Origin of the sequence: Pseudomonas anguilliseptica (assembly GCF_021375795.1) — a bacterium.
In the GTDB taxonomy this organism is placed as follows: Bacteria; Pseudomonadota; Gammaproteobacteria; order Pseudomonadales; family Pseudomonadaceae; genus Aquipseudomonas; species Aquipseudomonas anguilliseptica_A.
On record NZ_JAEIOI010000006.1, the window covers coordinates 48,160 to 68,906 of the forward strand.

Annotated in this window: 18 protein-coding genes; 7 read left to right on the top strand and 11 right to left on the bottom strand. The window is 59.3% G+C overall.

All coding sequences use genetic code 11. The features are described from left to right. Positions 1-5: 5 nt before the first annotated feature. The 4 genes from aruF to IOD17_RS17320 form a co-directional block, all read right to left on the bottom strand. The gene (aruF, locus tag IOD17_RS17305) at positions 6-1,022 is read right to left on the bottom strand and encodes an arginine/ornithine succinyltransferase subunit alpha (protein ID WP_233686275.1); all 1,017 of its coding nucleotides are present in this window, start codon (positions 1,020-1,022) and stop codon (positions 6-8) included. Between the two features lie 174 nt (positions 1,023-1,196). Continuing rightward, the gene (locus IOD17_RS17310; protein ID WP_233686276.1) at positions 1,197-2,417 is read right to left on the bottom strand and encodes an aspartate aminotransferase family protein; all 1,221 of its coding nucleotides are present in this window, start codon (positions 2,415-2,417) and stop codon (positions 1,197-1,199) included. 266 nt (positions 2,418-2,683) lie between these two features. After that, positions 2,684-3,889 (bottom strand): patatin-like phospholipase family protein, encoded by a 1,206-nt coding sequence (locus IOD17_RS17315; RefSeq protein ID WP_233686277.1) that lies wholly within the window; start codon positions 3,887-3,889, stop codon positions 2,684-2,686. A 113-nt stretch (positions 3,890-4,002) separates the two neighbouring features. Further along, the gene (locus tag IOD17_RS17320) at positions 4,003-4,929 is read right to left on the bottom strand and encodes a lipid A biosynthesis lauroyl acyltransferase (protein ID WP_233686278.1); all 927 of its coding nucleotides are present in this window, start codon (positions 4,927-4,929) and stop codon (positions 4,003-4,005) included. Positions 4,930-5,087: 158 nt separating this feature from the next. Between IOD17_RS17320 and minC the strand changes: the two genes are divergently transcribed. The 4 genes from minC (at position 5,088) to IOD17_RS17340 (ending at position 7,663) form a co-directional block, all read left to right on the top strand. Next, positions 5,088-5,813, top strand: coding sequence for a septum site-determining protein MinC (gene minC / locus IOD17_RS17325; protein WP_233686279.1), 726 nt, complete (start codon positions 5,088-5,090; stop codon positions 5,811-5,813). 91 nt (positions 5,814-5,904) lie between these two features. After that, positions 5,905-6,720 carry a septum site-determining protein MinD gene (gene minD / locus IOD17_RS17330; protein WP_090251774.1) on the top strand — a complete coding sequence of 272 codons (816 nt, stop codon included), beginning with the start codon at positions 5,905-5,907 and terminating at the stop codon, positions 6,718-6,720. Then, positions 6,717-6,971: a cell division topological specificity factor MinE gene (minE, locus tag IOD17_RS17335; RefSeq protein ID WP_025165363.1), complete on the top strand. Its 255-nt coding sequence runs from the start codon at positions 6,717-6,719 to the stop codon at positions 6,969-6,971. Before minD ends, minE begins: the two co-directional genes overlap by 4 nt. 56 nt (positions 6,972-7,027) lie before the next feature. Then, complete coding sequence (locus IOD17_RS17340) at positions 7,028-7,663, top strand: RluA family pseudouridine synthase (RefSeq protein WP_233686280.1); 636 nt, start codon at positions 7,028-7,030, stop codon at positions 7,661-7,663. A 179-nt stretch (positions 7,664-7,842) separates the two neighbouring features. Here the strand turns inward: IOD17_RS17340 and IOD17_RS17345 are convergent, their stop codons facing one another. Together IOD17_RS17345 and IOD17_RS17350 are read right to left on the bottom strand one after the other, a co-directional pair. Next, the gene (locus IOD17_RS17345) at positions 7,843-9,444 is read right to left on the bottom strand and encodes an ATP-binding protein (protein WP_233686281.1); all 1,602 of its coding nucleotides are present in this window, start codon (positions 9,442-9,444) and stop codon (positions 7,843-7,845) included. Positions 9,445-9,463: 19 nt separating this feature from the next. Continuing rightward, the gene (locus IOD17_RS17350; protein ID WP_233686282.1) at positions 9,464-10,189 is read right to left on the bottom strand and encodes a winged helix-turn-helix domain-containing protein; all 726 of its coding nucleotides are present in this window, start codon (positions 10,187-10,189) and stop codon (positions 9,464-9,466) included. Between the two features lie 717 nt (positions 10,190-10,906). Here IOD17_RS17350 and IOD17_RS17355 point away from each other — a divergent pair. From IOD17_RS17355 to IOD17_RS17365, 3 genes are all read left to right on the top strand, one after another. Next, positions 10,907-13,813 (top strand): ribonucleoside-diphosphate reductase subunit alpha, encoded by a 2,907-nt coding sequence (locus IOD17_RS17355; RefSeq protein ID WP_233686283.1) that lies wholly within the window; start codon positions 10,907-10,909, stop codon positions 13,811-13,813. Positions 13,814-14,289: 476 nt separating this feature from the next. After that, on the top strand, positions 14,290-15,540 hold the full coding sequence (locus IOD17_RS17360) for a ribonucleotide-diphosphate reductase subunit beta (protein ID WP_233686284.1): 1,251 nt from the start codon (positions 14,290-14,292) through the stop codon (positions 15,538-15,540). Positions 15,541-15,608: 68 nt separating this feature from the next. Beyond that, positions 15,609-17,213, top strand: a complete 1,605-nt coding sequence (locus tag IOD17_RS17365; RefSeq protein WP_233686285.1) for an ankyrin repeat domain-containing protein — start codon at positions 15,609-15,611, stop codon at positions 17,211-17,213. 835 nt (positions 17,214-18,048) lie between these two features. Here IOD17_RS17365 and IOD17_RS17370 read toward each other — a convergent pair. The 5 genes from IOD17_RS17370 to IOD17_RS17390 all read right to left on the bottom strand — a co-directional run bounded on the left by IOD17_RS17370 (position 18,049) and on the right by IOD17_RS17390 (position 20,695). Then, positions 18,049-18,246, bottom strand: coding sequence for a hypothetical protein (locus tag IOD17_RS17370; RefSeq protein WP_233686286.1), 198 nt, complete (start codon positions 18,244-18,246; stop codon positions 18,049-18,051). A gap of 92 nt (positions 18,247-18,338) precedes the next feature. Next, a complete protein-coding gene (locus IOD17_RS17375; RefSeq protein ID WP_233686287.1) occupies positions 18,339-18,563 on the bottom strand; it encodes an addiction module protein in 225 nt (74 codons plus the stop codon). A 118-nt stretch (positions 18,564-18,681) separates the two neighbouring features. Continuing rightward, positions 18,682-19,110 carry a HEPN domain-containing protein gene (locus IOD17_RS17380; protein ID WP_233686288.1) on the bottom strand — a complete coding sequence of 143 codons (429 nt, stop codon included), beginning with the start codon at positions 19,108-19,110 and terminating at the stop codon, positions 18,682-18,684. Continuing rightward, positions 19,107-19,703, bottom strand: coding sequence for a nucleotidyltransferase domain-containing protein (locus IOD17_RS17385; RefSeq protein ID WP_233686289.1), 597 nt, complete (start codon positions 19,701-19,703; stop codon positions 19,107-19,109). Before IOD17_RS17385 ends, IOD17_RS17380 begins: the two co-directional genes overlap by 4 nt. A 92-nt stretch (positions 19,704-19,795) precedes the next feature. After that, positions 19,796-20,695: a LysR substrate-binding domain-containing protein gene (locus IOD17_RS17390; RefSeq protein WP_233686290.1), complete on the bottom strand. Its 900-nt coding sequence runs from the start codon at positions 20,693-20,695 to the stop codon at positions 19,796-19,798. Positions 20,696-20,747 lie beyond the last annotated feature (52 nt).

The following is a 20,747-nucleotide window of genomic DNA, read 5'->3' on the forward strand; positions in this document are numbered from 1 at the left end:
ACTCCTTAAACCGCAACCAGGCGTACGCTGACGCCTTCGCCGACACCCAGGGCTTCGGCGGCCGCAACACTCAGGGTGACCGGCTTACCCGGTACCCAATCCAGCTCCGCGACAATCGCGCGGAAATCCTGCAGCTGACCGTTACAGACCAGATACGGCCGTCCGCCTTTGCCGGGCTCGCCAATACGCACCGGCACCACACGGCTCTGGGCAATCGAGCGAATGCCTGAAGTGCGTGCATGCAGGGTCGGGCCACCGTCGAAAATGTCGATGTAATGATCGGTCTCGAAGCCTTCACGCATGAGGATGTCGAAGCTGATCTGCGCCCGTGGATGCACCTGGCCCATGGCTTCCTGTGCCTCATCCGGCAGCAGCGGCACGTAGATCGGGTAATGCGGCATGAGTTCAGCCAGGAAGGTGCGGCTCTTCAACCCACACAGGCGTTCGGCCTCGGTGTAGTTCATGTCGAAGAAGTTGCGTCCCACGGCGTCCCAGAACGGCGAATCACCGGCCTCGTCGCTGTAACCGACGATCTCCACCACCACCGCATCGGCAAAACGTTCCGGGTGATTGGCGAGAAACAGCAGACGACCGCGGGAATTGAGCTCCGACCAGGCGGTGTTCACCAACGGCCGCTCGACATAGAAGCTGGTCAGCAGGCTGTTGCCGGTGAGGTCGTGGCACAGCGAGAGCACGTGGATCTTGTTGTGGATCTTCAACTCACGGGAGTTGTGCACGAAGGTTTCGTTGCGGAAGCTGTAGAACGGCTCGGAGTAGCCGGCCGAGGCGACGATGCCGGAGCAGCCGACCAGGCGGCCGCTCTCGCTGTCTTCCAGAACGAAGAAGTAACTTTCTTCACCGTTGAAGCTGACTTCGGCGGCAAACGAGGCCTCCGAGGCGGCGATCTTTTCGCCCAGACGATCAGCGTCGTCCGGCAGTGAAGTCACACCAACCGGGCTGTCCGCGGCGAGACGCTGCACTTCAGTGAGGTCGGCCATTTGCGCGGGGCGCATCACCAGCATGGTGTCACTCCTTTTGATAAAAGCTCCAAGCTGCCCAACACGGGCGGCTCAGAGAAAACCGCAACACAGGTTGCAGCACACACAGAGACGGGCTTCCTTGCTGTTCACTCAACCCATCCGTGGGTCGAGCAGGCGCAGCCCGATCTGCCGTATATCGGCAGACCAGGCCGGCAATCAGGCTTGGGGCAGCTTGGCCACAGCACGCTCGAAACGCGCCAGGCCTTCATCGATATCGGCGTCGTCCACCACCAGACTCGGGGCGAAACGCACCACGTCCGGGCTGGCCTGCAGCACCATCACACCTTCCAGAGCAGCGGCATCGAGAATCGCCTTGGCCTTGCCCTTCCAGGCATCGGACAGCACCGCACCGATCAGCAGACCGAGACCGCGGACTTCGCTGAACACGCCGTACTGCTGGCCGATCTGCTCCAGCTTGCTCTTGAAGCGCTGATGTTTGGCTTTGACGCCCTCCAGCACCTCTGGAGTGTTGATGATGTCGATCACCGCCTCGCCCACCGCACAGGCCAGCGGGTTGCCGCCGTAGGTGGTGCCATGGGTGCCGACGGCCAGGTGCTTGGCCAGCTCGTTGGTGGTGAGCATTGCACCAATCGGGAAACCACCACCCAGGCTCTTGGCGCTGGAGAGGATGTCCGGGGTCACGCCGTAATGCTGATAGGCGAACAGCGAGCCTGTACGGCCCATGCCGCTCTGCACTTCGTCGAACACCAGCAGCGCGTTGTGCTTGTCGCACAACTCGCGCGCCGCTTGCAGGTAGGCCAGGTCAGCCGGCAGTACGCCGCCTTCACCCTGAATCGGCTCCAGAACCACGGCGCAGGTCTTGTCCGATACAGCGGCTTTCAGCGCGTCGATATCGTTGTAGGGAATGTGGCTGATGCCCTGAATTTTCGGGCCGAAACCGTCGGAATACTTCGGCTGACCGCCAACGCTGACGGTAAACAGGGTGCGACCGTGGAAACTGTTGGTCGCAGCGATGATCTCGCACTTGTCTTCGCCGAGCTTATCAAACGCCACGCGACGGGCCAGCTTGAAGGCGGCCTCGTTGGCTTCGGCGCCGGAGTTGCAGAAGAACACGCGCTCGGCAAAGGTGGCATCCACCAGCTTCTTGGCCAGGCGCAGCGCCGGCTCATTGGTGAACACGTTGGAGACGTGCCAGAGGTTGCCCGCCTGCTCAGTGAGTGCCTTGACCAGCGCCGGGTGAGCGTGGCCCAGCACGTTGACGGCAATGCCACCGGCAAAGTCGATCAGCTCGCGACCGCTCTGATCCCATACGCGCGAACCGGCGCCACGTACTGGAATAAAGGCTGCGGGTGCATAGTTGGGCACCATCACCTGGTCGAAATCGGCGCGTTGCACCGGGTCGTGCTGAACGGACATCTGAGCTCTCCTGACGAGGAACACCTGCATTCAATAGCAGGCGATGTGAAGGATTGTAGGGACTGATCCGGGGCCGGCATTGCCGCCATGCGACAACTTCTTATAGCGCCAACCCGAGGAAATCCGCTGCTTTCGCAAATGCGACAGAAAGCATCGGGAAGGCGCAGTTTAAATGCAGCCACCCGCCTTGGCGCGGTTTTCTCTGCCACACGGAAAAGGAATTTGGCCGCACAGGCGGCCGGAATCAAACAAGAGTGATGGCCTGGCTAGGCGGTTACCGGAATTACCGCCGGTACCGGCGGGCTGTCCAGGCTAAGGAATTCGATCAAGCGGGCTTTCTGCGCCATGGCGTCCTGATAACCCAGCTCAATCAGCTCATTGCAATAACCCGGCTCGAACAGCAGGTAACTCAGCACTCCGGCACCGCTGGCCTTGGTTGCCCCAGGGCCGCGCAGGAACAGACGCAGGGCTTTGGGCAATTCGTGACGGTGACGCGCAGCGATCAGATCCAGCGGCTGACTCGGTGAAATCACCAGCACATCCACCGGTTTGAGCCCCAGGCCACGCGGGTGTTTCTCTGCGGGAATCAAGCGGCCCATCTGGTTCAACCGCTCCAGCAATTCGATATCGCTTTCCAGGCTGTCGATAAAGGTGCTGTTGAGCATATGCCCGCTGATCTGCGCCAGGCTCGGCGGCCGGCTCTGCTGCGGCCGCACCACGGGCAGCTGAGCCTGCGGCCCGGCAGCAGGATTGCCACTGACCCCCACCACCAACACACGGCTGGCACCCAGGTGCAGCGCCGGACTGATCGGCGCGGACTGGCGCACCGCACCGTCACCGAAGTATTCGCGGTTGATCTTCACCGGCGGAAAAATCAGCGGAATCGAGGCGCTGGCCAGCAAATGCTCAAGCGCCAGACGGGTCGGCACCCCGACCCGGCGATGACGGAACCAGGGATCGATGGCCGCGCGGCCTTGATAGAAGGTCACCGCCTGGCCGGTTTCGTAACCGAAGGCCGTCACCGCTACGGCGCGCAACTGACGATGGCGCACGGCGGCGGCAATCCCGCTGAAGTCCAGCTCACGACCGAGCAATTCGGCCAGTGGCGAACTGTCGAGCAGCGCCACCGGCACCTGACCGCCCAAGCCCAATAAACTGTGACCAATAAAGCGACTGGCCTGACGCAACACGCCCGGCCAATCGCTGCGATACACCTGATGGGTATGAAAGCCCTGCCAGACGCTGGTCAGCCGCCGCACCGCCTCAGTGAAATGCAGCGCCCCACAGGCCAGCCCCACGGCATTGATCGCGCCTGCCGAGGTACCAACGATAACCGGGAAAGGATTGTGCGACGCATCGGGTAGCAGATCAGCAATCGCCGCCAGCACCCCAACCTGATAGGCCGCCCGTGCGCCACCGCCGGAGAGAATCAGCCCGGTAACCGGCTGACTGGTTGAAGCGGTGTGCGGCATAGGCTGTTTCCTGTTGTTTTTCAGCCAGTATAGGAGCCTGCCAGGCACACACGGAACAGGCAGCGCCAAGAAACCTCACCTCAGCGCAACAACCCGCCAATTGGATGGCGGCTCTAACGTTTCTTTTTATAGAGCTTCGGCTCGCCCTCGGGACGCGTCTTGAAGCGCCGGTGCGCCCACAGGTATTGCTCAGGACACTGGCTGATCGCCTGCTCGATCCACTGATTGACCCGCAGGCAGTCGGCCTCTTCGCTCTCGGTGGGGAAGTCCGCCAGCGGTGGATGAATCACCAGGCGATAACCCTGACCATCGGGCAAACGTTGCTGAGTAAAGGGAATCACCTGAGCGCGGCCCATACGGGCGAACTTGCTGGTGGCGGTGACGGTGGCCGCAGGCACGCCGAACAGCGGCACAAACACGCTGCGCTGGGCGCCGTAATCCTGATCCGGCGCATACCAGACCACCCCGCCAGCACGCAGCAACTTGAGCATGCCGCGCACATCGTCACGACCAATCACCCCAAGCAAACGCTGCTCGCGGCCGCGACGCTGTACGTAGTCAAACAGCGGATTCTTGTGCGGGCGGTACATGCCATACATGTTCTGCGCCATGCCGAGCAGCCCGCCGCCCATTTCCAGGGTGGTGAAATGCAGCGCCATAAGGATCACGCCCTGACCGTCAGCCTCGGCCTGACGCAGATGCTCCAGCCCCTCAATGGTGCCCAGGCGGCGCAGACGCTCGGCGGGCCACCACCAGGCGATGGCCATTTCAAAGAAGGTGATACCGGTGGAGGCGAAGTTTTCCTTCAGCAGCGCCTCGCGCTCGGCGTCGGGCATCTGCGGGAAGCACAGCTCCAGGTTACGCGCGGCGATCTTGCGCCGCGAACTGGCCAGGAGGTACATCACCCCACCCAAGCCGCGCCCCAGCCACAACAGCACCTTATAAGGCAGTTGGGCAATCAGCCACAGCAAGCCCAGGCCCAGCCACAACAGCCAGAAACGGGGATACAGGAAATAAGCGCGAAATACTGGGCGATCCATAAAACAGGTCCGAGGCACGCAATAAAGCGCGGCATTCTATCAGGAGTTTGTCCGCCGCCTGGTTTCGCGGCGCGCAACTTGCGAGCACGCGGCGTTCTCGCTATAAGTCCGGCTTACTTTTCCTCCCGCGTCTAGATAAAGGCCGTATCAGGCAGACCATGAGCCAAGCTGATCTCCTCGAACAAGACCCCGTATTCCAGCTTAAAGGCAGCATGCTGGCCATCACCGTGATGGAGTTGGCGCACAACGACCTCGCCCGCCTCGACCAGCAGCTCAGCGAAAAAGTCGCTCAGGCTCCAGCCTTTTTCAGCAACACCCCACTGGTGCTGGCCCTGGACAAGCTGCCGGAAGGCGAAGGCGTACTCGATCTGGCCGAGCTGATGGCGGTCTGCCGCAAGCACGGCCTGCGCACCCTGGCGATCCGCGCCAACCGCGAGGCCGATATCAGTGCCGCCGAAGCCCTGGACCTGCCCGTACTGCCGCCCTCCGGCGCGCGTGAACGTTTGATCGACCTGGCCCCGCCAAAACCGGAAAAACCCGCCGAACCCGAGTTCAAACCGAGCAAAATCATCACCAGCCCGGTACGAGGCGGCCAGCAGGTGTATGCCCAGGGCGGCGACCTGATCGTCCTGGCCCCGGTCAGCGCCGGCGCGGAACTTCTCGCCGATGGCAACATCCATGTGTACGCCCCGATGCGCGGCCGAGCACTGGCCGGCATCAAGGGCAATCTCAAGGCGCGGATTTTCTGCCAGCAGATGGGCGCCGAACTGCTGTCCATCGCCGGCCAGTACAAGGTGGCCGAAGACCTGCGCCGCGACCCGTTATGGGGTGAAGCGGTGCATGTCAGCCTGTCGGGTAACGTGTTGAACATCACCCGCCTTTAACGGATACTGCCGCCACTTTTCAAACAGGGCAGCCGGACGCCTGAATAGGCCACGGAACCTGCGTTTTCTCTACATTTTGGGGTGAATCACCTTGGCCAAGATCCTCGTTGTTACGTCCGGCAAAGGTGGCGTCGGTAAAACCACCACCAGCGCTGCCATCGGTACCGGCCTTGCCCTGCGCGGGCACAAGACAGTCATCGTCGACTTCGACGTCGGCCTGCGTAACCTTGACCTGATCATGGGCTGCGAACGCCGCGTGGTGTACGACTTCGTCAACGTGGTCAACGGCGAAGCGACCCTCACCCAGGCCCTGATCAAAGACAAGCGCCTGGAAAATCTCTACGTGCTGGCTGCCAGCCAGACCCGTGACAAGGACGCCCTGACCCAGGAAGGCGTCGAGAAAATCATTAACGAGCTGCGCGAAAACTTCGAATACGTGGTCTGCGACTCGCCGGCCGGTATCGAAAAAGGCGCGCACCTGGCCATGTACTTCGCCGATGAAGCGATTGTCGTGACCAACCCGGAAGTTTCCTCGGTACGTGACTCCGACCGCATGCTCGGCCTGCTGGCGAGCAAATCGCGCCGCGCCGAGAAAGGCGAAGAGCCGATCAAGGAACACCTGCTGCTGACCCGCTACAACCCTGAGCGCGTGGTCAAAGGCGAAATGCTCGGCGTGGAAGACGTCGAAGAAATCCTCGCCATCCGCCTGCTCGGCGTGATCCCCGAGTCGCAAGCCGTACTCAAGGCCTCGAACCAGGGCGTGCCGGTGATCCTCGATGACCAGAGCGATGCAGGCCAGGCCTACAGCGACGCGGTTGACCGCCTGCTGGGCAAGGAAGTGGCACACCGATTCCTCGATGTGCAGAAGAAGGGATTCATGCAACGCCTGTTTGGAGGTCGTGAATGAACATTTTTGACTTCTTTCGTGAACGCAAGAAAGAAACCACCGCGTCCATTGCGAAAGAGCGCCTGCAAATCATCGTCGCCCACGAGCGCGGCCAGCGCAGCCAGCCGGACTACCTGCCGGCCCTGCAGCAAGAGCTGGTCGAGGTGATCCGCAAGTACGTGAATATCGACTCGGATCAAGTACAGGTTGCACTGGAAAACCAGGGCAGCTGTTCCATTCTGGAACTTAACATCACGCTCCCCGACCGTTGATTGGTTGAGAGCATGCAACGGCGGCCCTGGCCGCCGTTTCTATTTGTGGAAAACCCATGCCGCTGTCGAATGTCGAAATCCTCCACCAGGACGCCGCCCTACTGGTGATCAACAAGCCCACCCTGCTGCTCTCGGTGCCTGGCCGCGCGGAAGATAACCGCGATTGCCTGGTCACCCGCCTGCAGGAAAACGGCTACCCGGAAGCGCGCATCGTCCACCGCCTGGACTGGGAAACCTCGGGGATTATCGTGCTAGCCCGCGACGCCGACAGCCACCGCGAGCTGTCGCGGCAGTTTCACGACCGCGAAACCGAGAAAGCCTACACCGCCCTGTGCTGGGGCCAGCCTGAGCGGGACAGCGGCAGCATCGACCTGCCGCTGCGCTACGACCCACCGACCAAGCCGCGCCACGTGGTCGACCATGAACTGGGCAAACACGCCCTGACCTACTGGAAAGTGCTGGAACGCCACGCCGAGCATTGCCGCATCGAGCTGACCCCCATCACCGGTCGCTCGCACCAGCTGCGCGTACACATGCTGTCGATTGGCCATCCACTGCTCGGCGACGGCCTGTACGCCCACGAACAAGCCCTGGCCGCCTACCCGCGCCTGTGCCTGCACGCCAGCATGCTCAGCCTGACCCACCCACAAACGGGCGAGCGCTTGCGCTTCGAGTGTCCCGCGCCGTTCTGACGCGCCAAGCACCGCATCAAAAACAAGCGCCCAGCGCTTAGAACTTATTCAAGATCTCGCGAGCTAGAGCCCTTCAAGGCAAAAACAGGCGAGGAAGCGGAGTGTACTTTTGTACATGAGCATTCCGAGCCGGTTTTTAACGCAGCAGGGCCGACGCGCAGCAGATCGTCGACGGACTCTCAGCCCTGCTTGCGCGGCCAGATCAAACTAAAACAGGCACCGCCCAGCGCTTCGCTGCGGCTGATCTGTGCGCGGCCGCCGTGCCAGTAGGTGATGCGGCGCACGATGGACAGCCCCAGGCCATGCCCGCCCGAGGCGCGGGTGCGGCTGTCGTCCAGACGCAGGAAGGGAGTAAAGATGTGCTCCCAGGCCTCTTCCGGCACGCCGGGGCCGTCATCTTCGACATCCAGCCGGCAGCGCTGCTGGCCGACCTGATAGCTGACCCGCACCCGCGATTCGGCGTGACGCATGGCATTGCTCACCAGGTTCTGCAGGGCGCGATGCAGGTAGCGTAGTTCAGCTTCGACCAGCGCCCCGCTGCCATCCAGCGCATCACGTGACGGGCCGTGTTCGACGCGCACGCTGGCACGCAGAGGTGCCAGTTCGGTAATCACCTGATCGATCAGCTCATCCAGATCGACCTGCTGGAAGTTCAGCGCCGGCGCGCCCTGCTCCAGGCGGGCATAGGTGAGCATCTCGTCGACCAGCTTGTCGAGGTCCTGGATGTCGCTGTCCATGCCCTCCATATATTTACGCCGCGCGGCTTCGGTTTCCGCATCACCGATCATTTCCAGCCCGAAGCGCAAACGCGCCACCGGCGTGCGCAGCTCATGGGACACCGCACGGACCATCTCGCGCTGGATGCTCAGCGAGCGCTGCAAATGCTCGGCCATGGCGTTGAAGGCAGCCGCCAGGCGCCCCACCGAATCGCTGCCGCGGGTCGGCACGCGGGCATCCAGGCGGCCACTGGCGATGCGCGTAGCGGCACCTTCCAGATCACTCAGGCGCTGCTCCAGCGGCCGCACCAGCAGGTAGACCATCAGGCCGATCAGGCTCAGGCCCAGCGCACCAATCAGCACCAGCCACTGCGCCGGATAGGGATTCATCTGGTACAGCGGGCCGATTTCCAGCACCCAGGGCGTGTCGACGATGCCGGAGAACACATGGATGCTGTCGCCACCACGGCCCAGGGCCATCACCGTGTCGCCTTCATCGACCCGGCGACGCTGATCGGGGTCGAGGTCAGCCTGATCGAGGCGCACCAGGCGCAGGTCGAAGCCGAACTGTTTATCCTTTTTCAGCGCGGCCAGCCGGCGCGGCTGTTCATCCCAGGGATAGCGCACCAGCTCATCGATCAGCAGAAAGCTGGTGGCACGCGCCAACTGCTCACTGACCTGCTGCACATCCGCCACCAGCAACAGCGGTTGCTGCGCCAACTGACTGTAAATGCGCGCCTCATGCGGCCCGGTCTGCTGCACCAGCACCTGTCCACGGCGCAGGCTGTTGCGCACGCCGCTGTCCAGGCTGGTCTCATCCAGCGCCTCGATGCGCAACGGAATCCCAAGCAACCGCCCCCACACCGTCACCGCGCGCCGCCGTTCGATCTCCACCATCGGTGCGAGGTTGTCGGCCATCAGGCGAAACGTGCCCTGCGCCAGGCGCTCGCGGTACTGGTCCACGCGTACTTCGTTGAGCAACTGCAAGGCGCCGACGCCGAGCAGCGCCACCAGCACCAGCACCGCCAGCATGCCGCCATAGATGCGCAGAAAGATCGAGTTCATCAGCCGGCCACAACGCAGTTCATGCCATGGCCTCGGCAGCTTCAGCGACAAACAGGTAGCCCTTGCTGCGCACAGTCTTGATCAGCCGTGGGTGCATCGGGTCGTCGCCGATCTTCGGGCGGATGCGCGAAATGCGTACGTCGATTGAGCGATCCTGGCCGTCGTACTCGATACCACGCAGGGCGTTGAAGATTTCTTCGCGCGAGAGAATCCGCCCGGCGTTGGAGGTCAGCAGCCACAGCAGGTCGAATTCGGCACTGGTCAGCTCAATGCTCTGCTCGCCCAGCCAGGCCTCACGCATGGAGCTGTCGATCACCAGCTGGCCGAATTGCAGACGGCGACGCTCGCTGGGGGCCTGCGCCTCGCTGCTGCCTTCATGGCGCCGCAGCAGCGCACGGATACGCGCCAGCAGCACGCGCGGGCGCACCGGTTTGCACACGTAGTCATCGGCGCCCATCTCCAGGCCCAGCACCTGGTCCATGTCATCCGTGCGCGCGGTGAGCATCAGAATCGGCCCGTCGTACTGCCCGCGCACTTTGCGGCAGATCGACAGACCGTCTTCGCCGGGCAGCATCAGATCGAGAATCACCAGGTCGGGCTGCTCCTGCAGAATCCGTGCAGCCGCCAGTGCGCCGTCCATCTCGATGGACACATTCAGGCCATTGCCCTGCAGGTACTCACGGGTCAGCTCAGCCAGACGCTGGTCGTCCTCGACAATAAGAATGTGCCACGACTGCTGCTCCACAACGGACTCCCAGACAAGACCAAAACGGTCGGCATTGTAGCAATGCACCGGGCAGTGCATAGCGCATGCCAAAAACTTGCAAAAACACTAGATGTAGTATCCGTCTGTGAGCCAGGCCACGCTTGTGCAACAGGCAGAAAAACCCCGCTCAACACCGACGAACGGTACACCCCAGCCAACACGCGGGCTTGCCGTCATTTGCTCGGTTTAACCCACAAACCACCCACAACTTATCCACAGGTTGTTAGCGCTCGATTGCCTTGCAATACCCCACACAGCGCATTATCTTGTATGCCAATCACGCGACACCCACCACATGTTGGGTTTAGCTTGGCAACCGGACAGAAGAAGAATGACTCGCACACGGCCTGGTCCCAGACCGTCACCGGTGGCCTGAAACGCTTTATGCAGTACGCCTGCGCTACTTCGGCAGGTTTGGCTCCAGCGTCGCGCAGTGCGCACCTGAGCACGAATAACCGGTCAACCGCACACGCGGTTGCACCACTAGATGTAGTAGTTGAGGCGAAAAAACGCCTTGACGTGTGACTTTTGAGCCAGGAAGGCGCTTTAGTCGTTCCTTCCCTGCCCAATTTGCAAGCCCCCGTGTACCCGGCCTCTGGCTGTGCCCACGGTATTGTTGAAATGGAATGAAGGCAGTAGCCGGCAGTGATCGACGGCAAAGCGTCTAACTAATAAATACAGAACATGGAGACTTTCATGCACACCGACACCTCTCGCGAGAACCCGCAGGCCAATGCGCCGCAGGCTACCGATGACAACCAGAGCCTGAGCGCCACCGCGCCAGGTCAACTGCGGGTGATCAAGCGTAACGGCACCGTGGTGCCGTACACCGATGACAAGATCACCGTTGCCATCACCAAAGCCTTTCTCGCGGTAGAAGGCGGCACCGCTGCCGCTTCGTCGCGCATCCATGACACCGTCGCGCGCCTGACCGAGCAGGTCACCGCCACCTTCAAACGCCGCATGCCGTCCGGCGGCACCATCCATATCGAAGAAATCCAGGACCAGGTTGAACTGGCCCTGATGCGCGCCGGCGAGCAGAAAGTCGCCCGCGACTACGTGATCTACCGCGAAGCCCAGGCCAACAAGCGCAAGGCCAGTGCCGGCAGCGAAATTGCTCAGCCGCACCCGAGCATCCGCGTCACCCACACCGACGGCAGCGTTGCGCCGCTGGACATGGGCCGCCTGGACACCATCATCCGCGAAGCCTGCGAAGGCCTGGCCGAAGTCGATGGCGAACTGATCCAGAAAGAAACCCTGAAAAACCTCTACGACGGCGTGGCGCAAAGCGACGTCAGCACCGCCCTGGTGATGACCGCACGCACCCTGGTTGAGCGTGAGCCGAACTACAGCTACGTCACCGCGCGCCTGCTGATGGACAACATCCGCGCCGAAGGCCTGGGTTTCCTCGGTGTCGCCAGCAGCGCCACCCACCACGAGATGAGCGAGCTGTACGCCAAGGCCCTGCCGGCTTACATCGCCAAGGGTATCGAGTTCGAACTGCTGAACCCGGTGCTGGCCAGCTTCGACCTGGAGAAACTCGGCAAGGCGATCAACCACGAGCGCGATCAGCAGTTCACCTACCTGGGCCTGCAGACCCTCTACGACCGCTACTTCATCCACAAGGACGGCACCCGTTTCGAACTGCCGCAAGTGTTCTTCATGCGCGTGGCCATGGGCCTGGCGATTGAAGAGAAACAGAAAGAAGACCGCGCCATCGAGTTCTACAACCTGCTCTCCAGCTTCGACTACATGGCCTCGACGCCGACCCTGTTCAACGCCGGCACCCTGCGTCCACAGCTGTCCAGCTGCTACCTGACCACCGTGCCGGACGACCTGTCGGGCATCTACAACGCCATCCACGACAACGCCATGCTGTCCAAGTTTGCTGGCGGCCTGGGTAACGACTGGACCCCTGTACGTGCGCTGGGCGCCTACATCAAAGGCACCAACGGCAAGTCGCAAGGCGTTGTGCCGTTCCTCAAAGTGGTCAACGACACCGCAGTAGCAGTTAACCAGGGCGGCAAGCGCAAGGGCGCGGTCTGCGCCTACCTGGAAACCTGGCACATGGACATCGAAGAGTTCATCGAGCTGCGCAAGAACACCGGTGACGACCGTCGCCGCACCCACGACATGAACACCGCCAACTGGATCCCGGACCTGTTCATGAAGCGCGTGTTCGACGACGGCAAGTGGACCCTGTTCAGCCCGAGCGAAGTGCCAGACCTGCACGACCTGACCGGTAAAGCCTTCGAAGAGCGCTACGAGTACTACGAAGCCCTCACCGAGTACGGCAAGATCAAGCTGTTCAAAACCATCCAGGCCAAAGACCTGTGGCGCAAAATGCTCTCGATGCTGTTCGAGACCGGCCACCCATGGCTGACCTTCAAGGACCCATGCAACCTGCGCAGCCCGCAGCAGCACGTGGGCGTGGTGCACAGCTCCAACCTCTGCACCGAGATCACCCTGAACACCAACGCCGACGAAATCGCCGTGTGCAACCTGGGTTCCGTGAACCTGCCGAACCACATCGTCGACGGCAAGCTGGACACCGCCAAGCTGGAAAAGACCATCAAGGTCGCCGTGCGCATGCTCGATAACGTTATCGACATCAACTACTACTCGGTGCCGCAGGCGCGTAACTCCAACTTCAAACACCGCCCGGTCGGCCTCGGCATCATGGGCTTCCAGGACGCTCTGTACCTGCAGCACATCCCGTACGGCTCTGACGCCGCCGTGGAATTTGCCGACAAGTCGATGGAAGCCGTCAGCTACTACGCCATCCAGGCCTCCTGTGACCTGGCCGACGAGCGCGGCAGCTACGAAACCTTCCAGGGTTCGCTGTGGAGCAAAGGCATTCTGCCGCTCGACTCCCAGCAGATCCTCATCGAAGCCCGTGGCCAGAAGTACATCGACGTTGACCTCAACGAAACCCTGGACTGGGCACCGATCCGTGCCCGCGTGCAGAAAGGCATCCGCAACTCGAACATCATGGCCATCGCACCGACCGCCACCATCGCCAACATCACCGGCGTATCGCAGTCGATCGAACCGACCTACCAGAACCTCTATGTGAAATCGAACCTGTCCGGCGAATTCACCGTGATCAACCCCTACCTGGTACGCGACCTCAAAGCTCGCGGCCTGTGGGACTCGGTAATGATCAACGACCTGAAGTACTACGACGGTTCCGTGCAGCAGATCGAGCGCATCCCGCAAGAGCTGAAAGACCTCTACGCCACCGCGTTTGAAGTCGACACCAAGTGGATCGTTGACGCCGCCAGCCGTCGCCAGAAGTGGATCGACCAGGCGCAGTCGCTGAACCTCTACATCGCCGGCGCTTCGGGCAAGAAACTCGACGTGACCTACCGCATGGCTTGGTACCGTGGCCTGAAAACCACCTACTACCTCCGTGCCCTGGCCGCGACCAGCACCGAGAAGTCCACCATCAACACAGGCAAGCTGAATGCCGTGTCCAGTGGTGGCAACGATGGCCTGAGCGCAGCACCGGCCAAGGCCCCGGAAGTGGAGATGAGCGCAGTCCCGGCTCCAGTACCAAAGGCCTGTGCCATCGACGAACCCGACTGCGAGGCTTGCCAGTAAGGCTTTCGCGTGGATCTGAGCGGCATTCGCGGCGTTACCTGCTAGAGCGGCCCCCATCACGTACATGCGTACGCTCAGGGGCTCCACTCCAGCAGGTGCCTAGCGACTACTCGCTCAGCTACACGCTTGAACGTCGGGCGAAGAGCAAAGCAACACCTGTAGGAGCCAGCTTGCTGGCGATGCTTCAGCTGAACCAGCAGCCCTACAAAACGTGCGGCACGAAACACGGTCAGTCCCCTCTCCTGCTTGCGGGAGAGGGTTAGGGAGAGGGGCAAAAGCAACACCGCCCTTCCCACTTATTACCAACCCCCGCCCTTACCGGCGTGGGTTTCGGGGCAACGGCCAGCCACTAGAGCCACCCCGACCAGCGGTACCCGTTTCACCCTTGCGCGCGATACGCAACGGAACATAATCAGAACTATCTGTATATCCATACAGGCCGGCACTTTCACCGGCCCGCAAGCAGGAGCCAAGCCATGCTGAGCTGGGATGAATTAGACAAGGAAGACGGCGCCGACGCCGTAGTAGCCAACAAAGCCACTGCCCAACTGGCAGACATGAACATCGACAAGCTCGACCAGGCCGGCGGTGCCGCCGCCGTCGAAGCCCGCGCCGTTGCCGCTGACGACAGCGCCGCCGTGGCCCGCGCCAAAGCCGCCCTCGACCAGCTCGACATCCAGGAAGGCCTGGACGAACTGGAAGGCTCCGCTGCCCGCGTACAGGTCGGCGACAAGCAGATGATCAACGCCCGTGCCGACCTCAACCAGCTCGTACCCTTCAAGTACGACTGGGCCTGGCAGAAGTATCTGGATGGTTGCGCCAACCACTGGATGCCGCAGGAAGTGAACATGAACGCGGACATCGCGTTGTGGAAAAGCGCCGACGGCCTGACCGACGACGAACGCCGCATCGTCATGCGCAACCTCGGCTTCTTCTCCACCGCCGACAGCCTGGTCGCCAACAACCTGGCCCTGGCCGTGTACCGCCTGATCACCAACCCCGAGTGCCGCCAGTACATCCTGCGCCAGGCCTTCGAAGAGGCGATCCACACCCACGCCTACCAGTACTGCATCGAATCGCTGGGCATGGATGAAGGCGAAATCTTCAACATGTACCACGAGATCCCGAGCGTCGCGAAAAAGGCCTCCTGGGGCCTGAAATACACCCGCGCCATCTCCGATCCGCAGTTCAACACCGGCACCGTCGAAACCGACAAAGAACTGCTGCGCAACCTGATCGCCTACTACTGCGTACTGGAAGGCATCTTCTTCTATTGCGGCTTCACCCAGATCCTCTCCATGGGTCGCCGCAACAAGATGACCGGCGTCGCCGAGCAGTTCCAGTACATCCTGCGTGACGAGTCCATGCACCTGAACTTCGGCATCGATGTGATCAACCAGATCAAGATCGAAAACCCGCACCTGTGGGATGCCCAGCTCAAAGACGAAGCCACCCAGATGATCCTGCAGGGCACTCAGCTGGAAATCGAATACGCACGCGACACCATGCCGCGCGGCGTACTGGGCATGAACGCGGCGATGATGGAGGACTACCTGAAATTTATCGCCAACCGTCGTTTGACCCAGATTGGTTTGAAGGAAGAGTACCCAGGTACCACTAACCCGTTCCCATGGATGTCGGAAATCATGGACCTGAAGAAAGAGAAGAACTTCTTCGAGACGCGGGTTATTGAGTATCAGACTGGTGGGGCGTTGAGCTGGGATTGATCAAACCCTAAAGTTAAACTGATAGAAAGCCTTGGTCTCCAAGGCTTTCTTTTTTAGGTGAAGGACAATTGAACACAGACAAAGATCTTTCCGACAGATACTACACTGCAGAAAAGTTTTTGTGGTTCATCAGCTTAATAACAATCTTGTCTACATTCTATGGAGACCAAGAAACCCCCATAAAGCTTATCGAATTTGAGTTTAAAAACTATCAAGACTCCACCCGCGCAGCAATAATCTTACTAATCGCAGCAGCCGTATATCAACTCATAGAATTTAACTTATCACATATCAAAAATAAGACCGCAAGCCAACACATAAGAATATCCCTATCGGCAGCACTCTTCTGTATCGCACTCACTACTGCCTACCCAATAGCAACGCAGAATACTGCATACGCAGAAATCTCATTGCTTTGGTATCTGGCATTCTTAGTAACAAGCCTGTTAACAGGAATTTCAGTTTCAATGCTGGCATTCTCAGCAATCATGATTCGAACCAAAGAAGAAGCCAAACAGCTTAAACTTCCACGCATACCTTTTGCTGTTAAATCACAACTACTTCTACAAGCATCAGTACTGCCATTACTTATTACAGCCAACATCACAATATTTCACTACACACCAGAGCCAGCAAGACCAATTGGGCTTTTCATACTTTTAATATCCGTAATTTATTTTACCCTATCGACTACATACCAATTTTTACTAAAGGACAAAGACTCAAACAAGCTGCAAAAGCTTCGCGAGGCTTTCAACTCCCATGATCACGGATATCTATTAGCAGACCAAGACTCCGAGCACCCTGAACATTTAAACGAACTACCACCACATGAATTACAGAAAAAAATAAGTGCTCATTATTCACTACCAGAAACCCCAAAAAACATTGAATTCCAAGTTAAAACTTTAGAGCCAATAGGCATTAATTTTACACCAAAGAAAAACACTCCCCAAGCCGACCCCACATTCAAACTAAAAAAATCTACAGAAAAACAATCACACCTAAAAGTTAAAATAATATCAAATTCAAAAATAATTTCTAATAGAGTTCTAGAACTACCAATATCCGCCTTAGAGAGGAACGCCACAGAATTCCTTAAAAACCATAAGAAAGGACAAGATCAATCACATCAAAAAGCTTTCAATTACGCGCTAAAGCAGGCAGCAAAAATCGCACTAATGCAACCAGTATCAGAAAGCCAATCAATCGATTTTATAACAACTGGAAATAGATCATTAATATCGAATTACATTGATAAAAAAACAGATCTAAACGAGAGAGCAGCATACGGATGGACCCCTCTAATGATGGCAATTGCCCAAGGAGATCTAGAAACGGCCAAAACTCTTTTAGATCTAGGCGCTGACCCAGACATTACAAATTTACAAAAAAGAAGTGCTCTTCATTTTGCAGCAAGGTACGCAAACCTAGAAAGCTGCCTCCTACTAATAGAATACGGTGCTAATCTCAACATCCAGGATACCCGAGGAAACACACCACTTATTATAGCCACTAGCTACGGAAGCCTTGAAATTGTTGAAGCCCTAGTAAGTGCTGGAGCCGATACTGGAATCCAAAACGCCTTGAAAGAATCCGCATTAAACCTGTCTCAAAAACTAAGACACGGAAAAATCGCCAAAATACTTAGAAAGAAAACCAATAAATCTTGATCACCCCCATGATAAAGGGGACTAATTTATTTTCTGTGTTGCCTTTGTCTACTGGTTTCGGCTTTACGCCGAGTTACTTTCTCTTTGCGCGCGCAAAGAGAAAGTAACCAAAGAGAAAGCGCGCCCGGCATCCGGGTTTCGCTGCGCTCAACTTCCCTCGCTCCGGTGCTGTTCCGAGGGTCGTCACGGTGGGCCATCCCTGGCCCATCGTTCCTCGTTTGGCATCCATGCCAAACGCCCCTCTCCACAGCACCTACGCTCGGCCTACTGACGGGATTCAGGGACCGCGTTGTTTGGGCGATTTGTGGAAGGCAGAGCGAAATGCAAAAGCAGAGCGTAAAAGCCGAAGCAAAAGCATCGCGGGCAAGCCCGCTCCTATAGGTACGGTTGGCATTCGTAGGATGGGTTGAGCAGAGCGATACCCATCCTACAAATCAAAAGCCAACTCGCTGCCCCGCCGAACCAATCCGCTCGGGCCAGGACAAACGCCCCATCAGAAGGCCGAGTGGAATCGTTGCGTAAGGGGTTGAGCGGCATGGATGCCGCGAGAGCCGCGATGGGCCAGGGATGGCCCTTCGCGGCGGGCCCCTGGAGCAATGATGGAATGAGGGAAGTCGAGCGCAGCGAGACCCGGATGCAAGGGGCAAGACCTTTTGCTTACTTTTGGGGCGTTTGCCAAAAGTGAGCCGCCGTAAGGGCGGAACCGGTAGTCCAGACTACACAAAAGCGGCGCATACAAAGACCAATCCCAGAAGCAACAAAGCTCGCGGCTAAAGCCCCTCCCACGCGTTCGATAAAAATTCACGGGATGTGGCAAGCAGTGCTAATCGATGCGTTAAAACCTGCCAAGCCAGTACTGCGGGCGGCGGCGGTGATGGGCAACAGCCAGCACCTGAAAACCGTCAGACGTTTCCCGGTAAACGATGGATAACGGAAAGCGCTGCAAGGGAACGCTGCGAATATCTGGCTCAAGTTCAACACGCCAGGCTTTCGGTGACTCGCCAATCAATGCGGCCAGAGTTTCGAACTCCATGATGAAAGCCCCACCCAATCCAGAAACCTTCGATTCGTACTAACCGACTGATTCCAGAAGCTCGGCTTCCGCTGCCGGGTGAAAAGAGTAATTCATCGAATCAGGGCTCTGGCCTTCTTCATCACCTCATCACCGGACACAGCCTGAACCGCGCCACTATCCAGCTCTTCTGCTCGCCGCCGCGCCTCAAGCAACCAGTCTGCTCGCAGCTCTTCTTCTGAGGGCGCATCCAAACTCAGGATCAACCGCTGAATCAGCTGTGCCCGCTCCTTCTTGGGAAGGTGCAGGGCTTCATCCTCAATTTTCTGCAGATCCATGACAAAACCTCTCGCTTATCTACCGACAAAACTTGGCACGGATGGCTAGCAGGTGCCACGACCAGGTGCCTGCACGCTAATAGAGAAGCGGTAGATAACAACCAACCCGGCACTCTAATTAGTTCTTATGCTCGCGCAGCCATTGCTCCACCTGTTCGAGCAATTCGCTCGCCCGAGTCACAGCCTCTTGCGCCATGGCGGCGCTGACCGGCTCGCCAGAATAGTCCGCGACATTGCGCTGCTTACGCAGGCCGTCGAGTACCACCATGGTCTTGCTATCCAAACCGATGGTACGCGGCAAGCTCTGGATCATGGTCTGGTGGTGGCCCGGCGTACTGGTCAGCGTCCGGAAGCCATTGGCCTGGAGCGCCGCATTCGCCGCTTGCATGATGCATTTATAGGCCATGTCGAAACGGCCTTCGCTACTCATATCGGTCAGTTGGGCGTCCGCCAAACTACGCCTGGCCGCCTCAAGCAGGCGCGCAACATTTGCGTCATCCGGCTCGATGCGCTCCAGCAAACGACCCAGCAAATTTTCCAGTGTCATTCCCGCTCCTTGGGTTCGATCAAGTCATGCTCCGTGCCAATCACAAATAGTTTGGGCCTTTCCAGTACCTGCCGAGCAAACGCCCCGCCCTCGGCCACCAGTCGCAGCCACTCGGATTTGGGGTACACCTTGGGGTTGATCTCACGGCCCAGGGTTTCCTGCAGCGGGTAAAGCTCGGTCACCAGTTCGCTAAAGCCGACGTCACCGATGACCAGCAAATCAACATCGCTCGCGGCGTTCGCCTTGCCACTGGCCATCGAACCGAATACGAAAGCGACTTCGATCCGCTCCGCGAGAGGTTCTAAACCATCCGCCAATACATCTGCCAAACCACTGGTTTTGCGCAGGATGCTAGCGAGCTCCTCAAAAATGGGGCAATCACGATTGGCGCGGTAATGCATTTGGTTGCCGACCGGCACTTTCAACAACAGGCCTGTTTCGACCATCTTGGCCAGCTCGCGACTCAGCGTGCCGGAGAGCGTACCAGTAAGCCGGGCGATTTCCCTCTGGTGGTATTGCCGGTCCGCATGCAAGAGCAGAAGCGTCAGCACCTTTCGCCGATATTCGCTGAAGAGCAGTGTGGCTAACGACATAAGAACACCAATACGCTGCTTTAAAGGCAGCAATTGAAGCCTAAAAAGCAGCAATACGCCAGTCCCGTCGAGTGGCAGTTAGCCGCCCAACGCTACAACGTACACAGCCCGCCCGGCACGGCCATCACCCAATCGCGCACGGCCTGAATGGTCGGATCACTCTTGCGGTTTTCCGGGTACACCAGAAAGAACGGTTTGCCTTCCAGTTCCGGGCCGAAGGGTTGTACCAGGCGTCCTTCACGCAGTTCATCCTCGATCAGCTGACGGCTCATCAGCGCCACGCCCTGCCCGCCGATGGCGGCCGAAACGGCATGGGTCTCGTCGGAGAACACCAGCCCGGCGCTGACGTCCAGCCCCGGCACCTGCGCGTGCTTCTGCCACAGCGCCCAATCCAGCGGTGAAGACACTGCAGCCTGATTGCGGAAGTGAATCAGCGAATGCTTGGGCAGCTCGGCGGCATCGTGCAGACCGAGGTGCGGGCTGCAGGCTGGGATAAAGCTGTTGTCGAACAGCTTCTCCGCCACCAGCCCCGGCCAGCGGCCGTCGCCATAACGGATGGCGATATCTGCGGTCACGCCATCCAGCGCCACCGGCTCATGGGAGGCGTGGATGCGCAGGTCAATATTCGGATGGGCGTCGCGCAACATGCACACCCAGGACAGCAACCAGCGCACCGCCACCGCAGGTGTGGTGCTGAGCGTTATGGCCTGGCGACAGGGCACCGCGCTGAGGCGTACCGCCGTGGCGCTGATGCTGTCGAAGGCGCTTTCCAGCACCTGCTGCAACTCGCGCCCCTGGGCGGTCAGTTCCAGCTGGCGCGGCTTGCGCAGAAATAAGGCGACCCCGAGCGACTCTTCCAGGGCGCGAATCTGGTGGCTGATCGCCGTGGCGGTCACCGAGAGTTCTTCGGCAGCCTGCTTGGCGCTCTGGTGGCGCGCAGCCGCTTCAAAGGCGCGCAAGGCAGAAAGCGAAGGTAACCAGCGCTGCGCCATAGATGAATCTCCCTCATCCATACCTGAAAACAATCGTCGTTTGTCGCCCGCT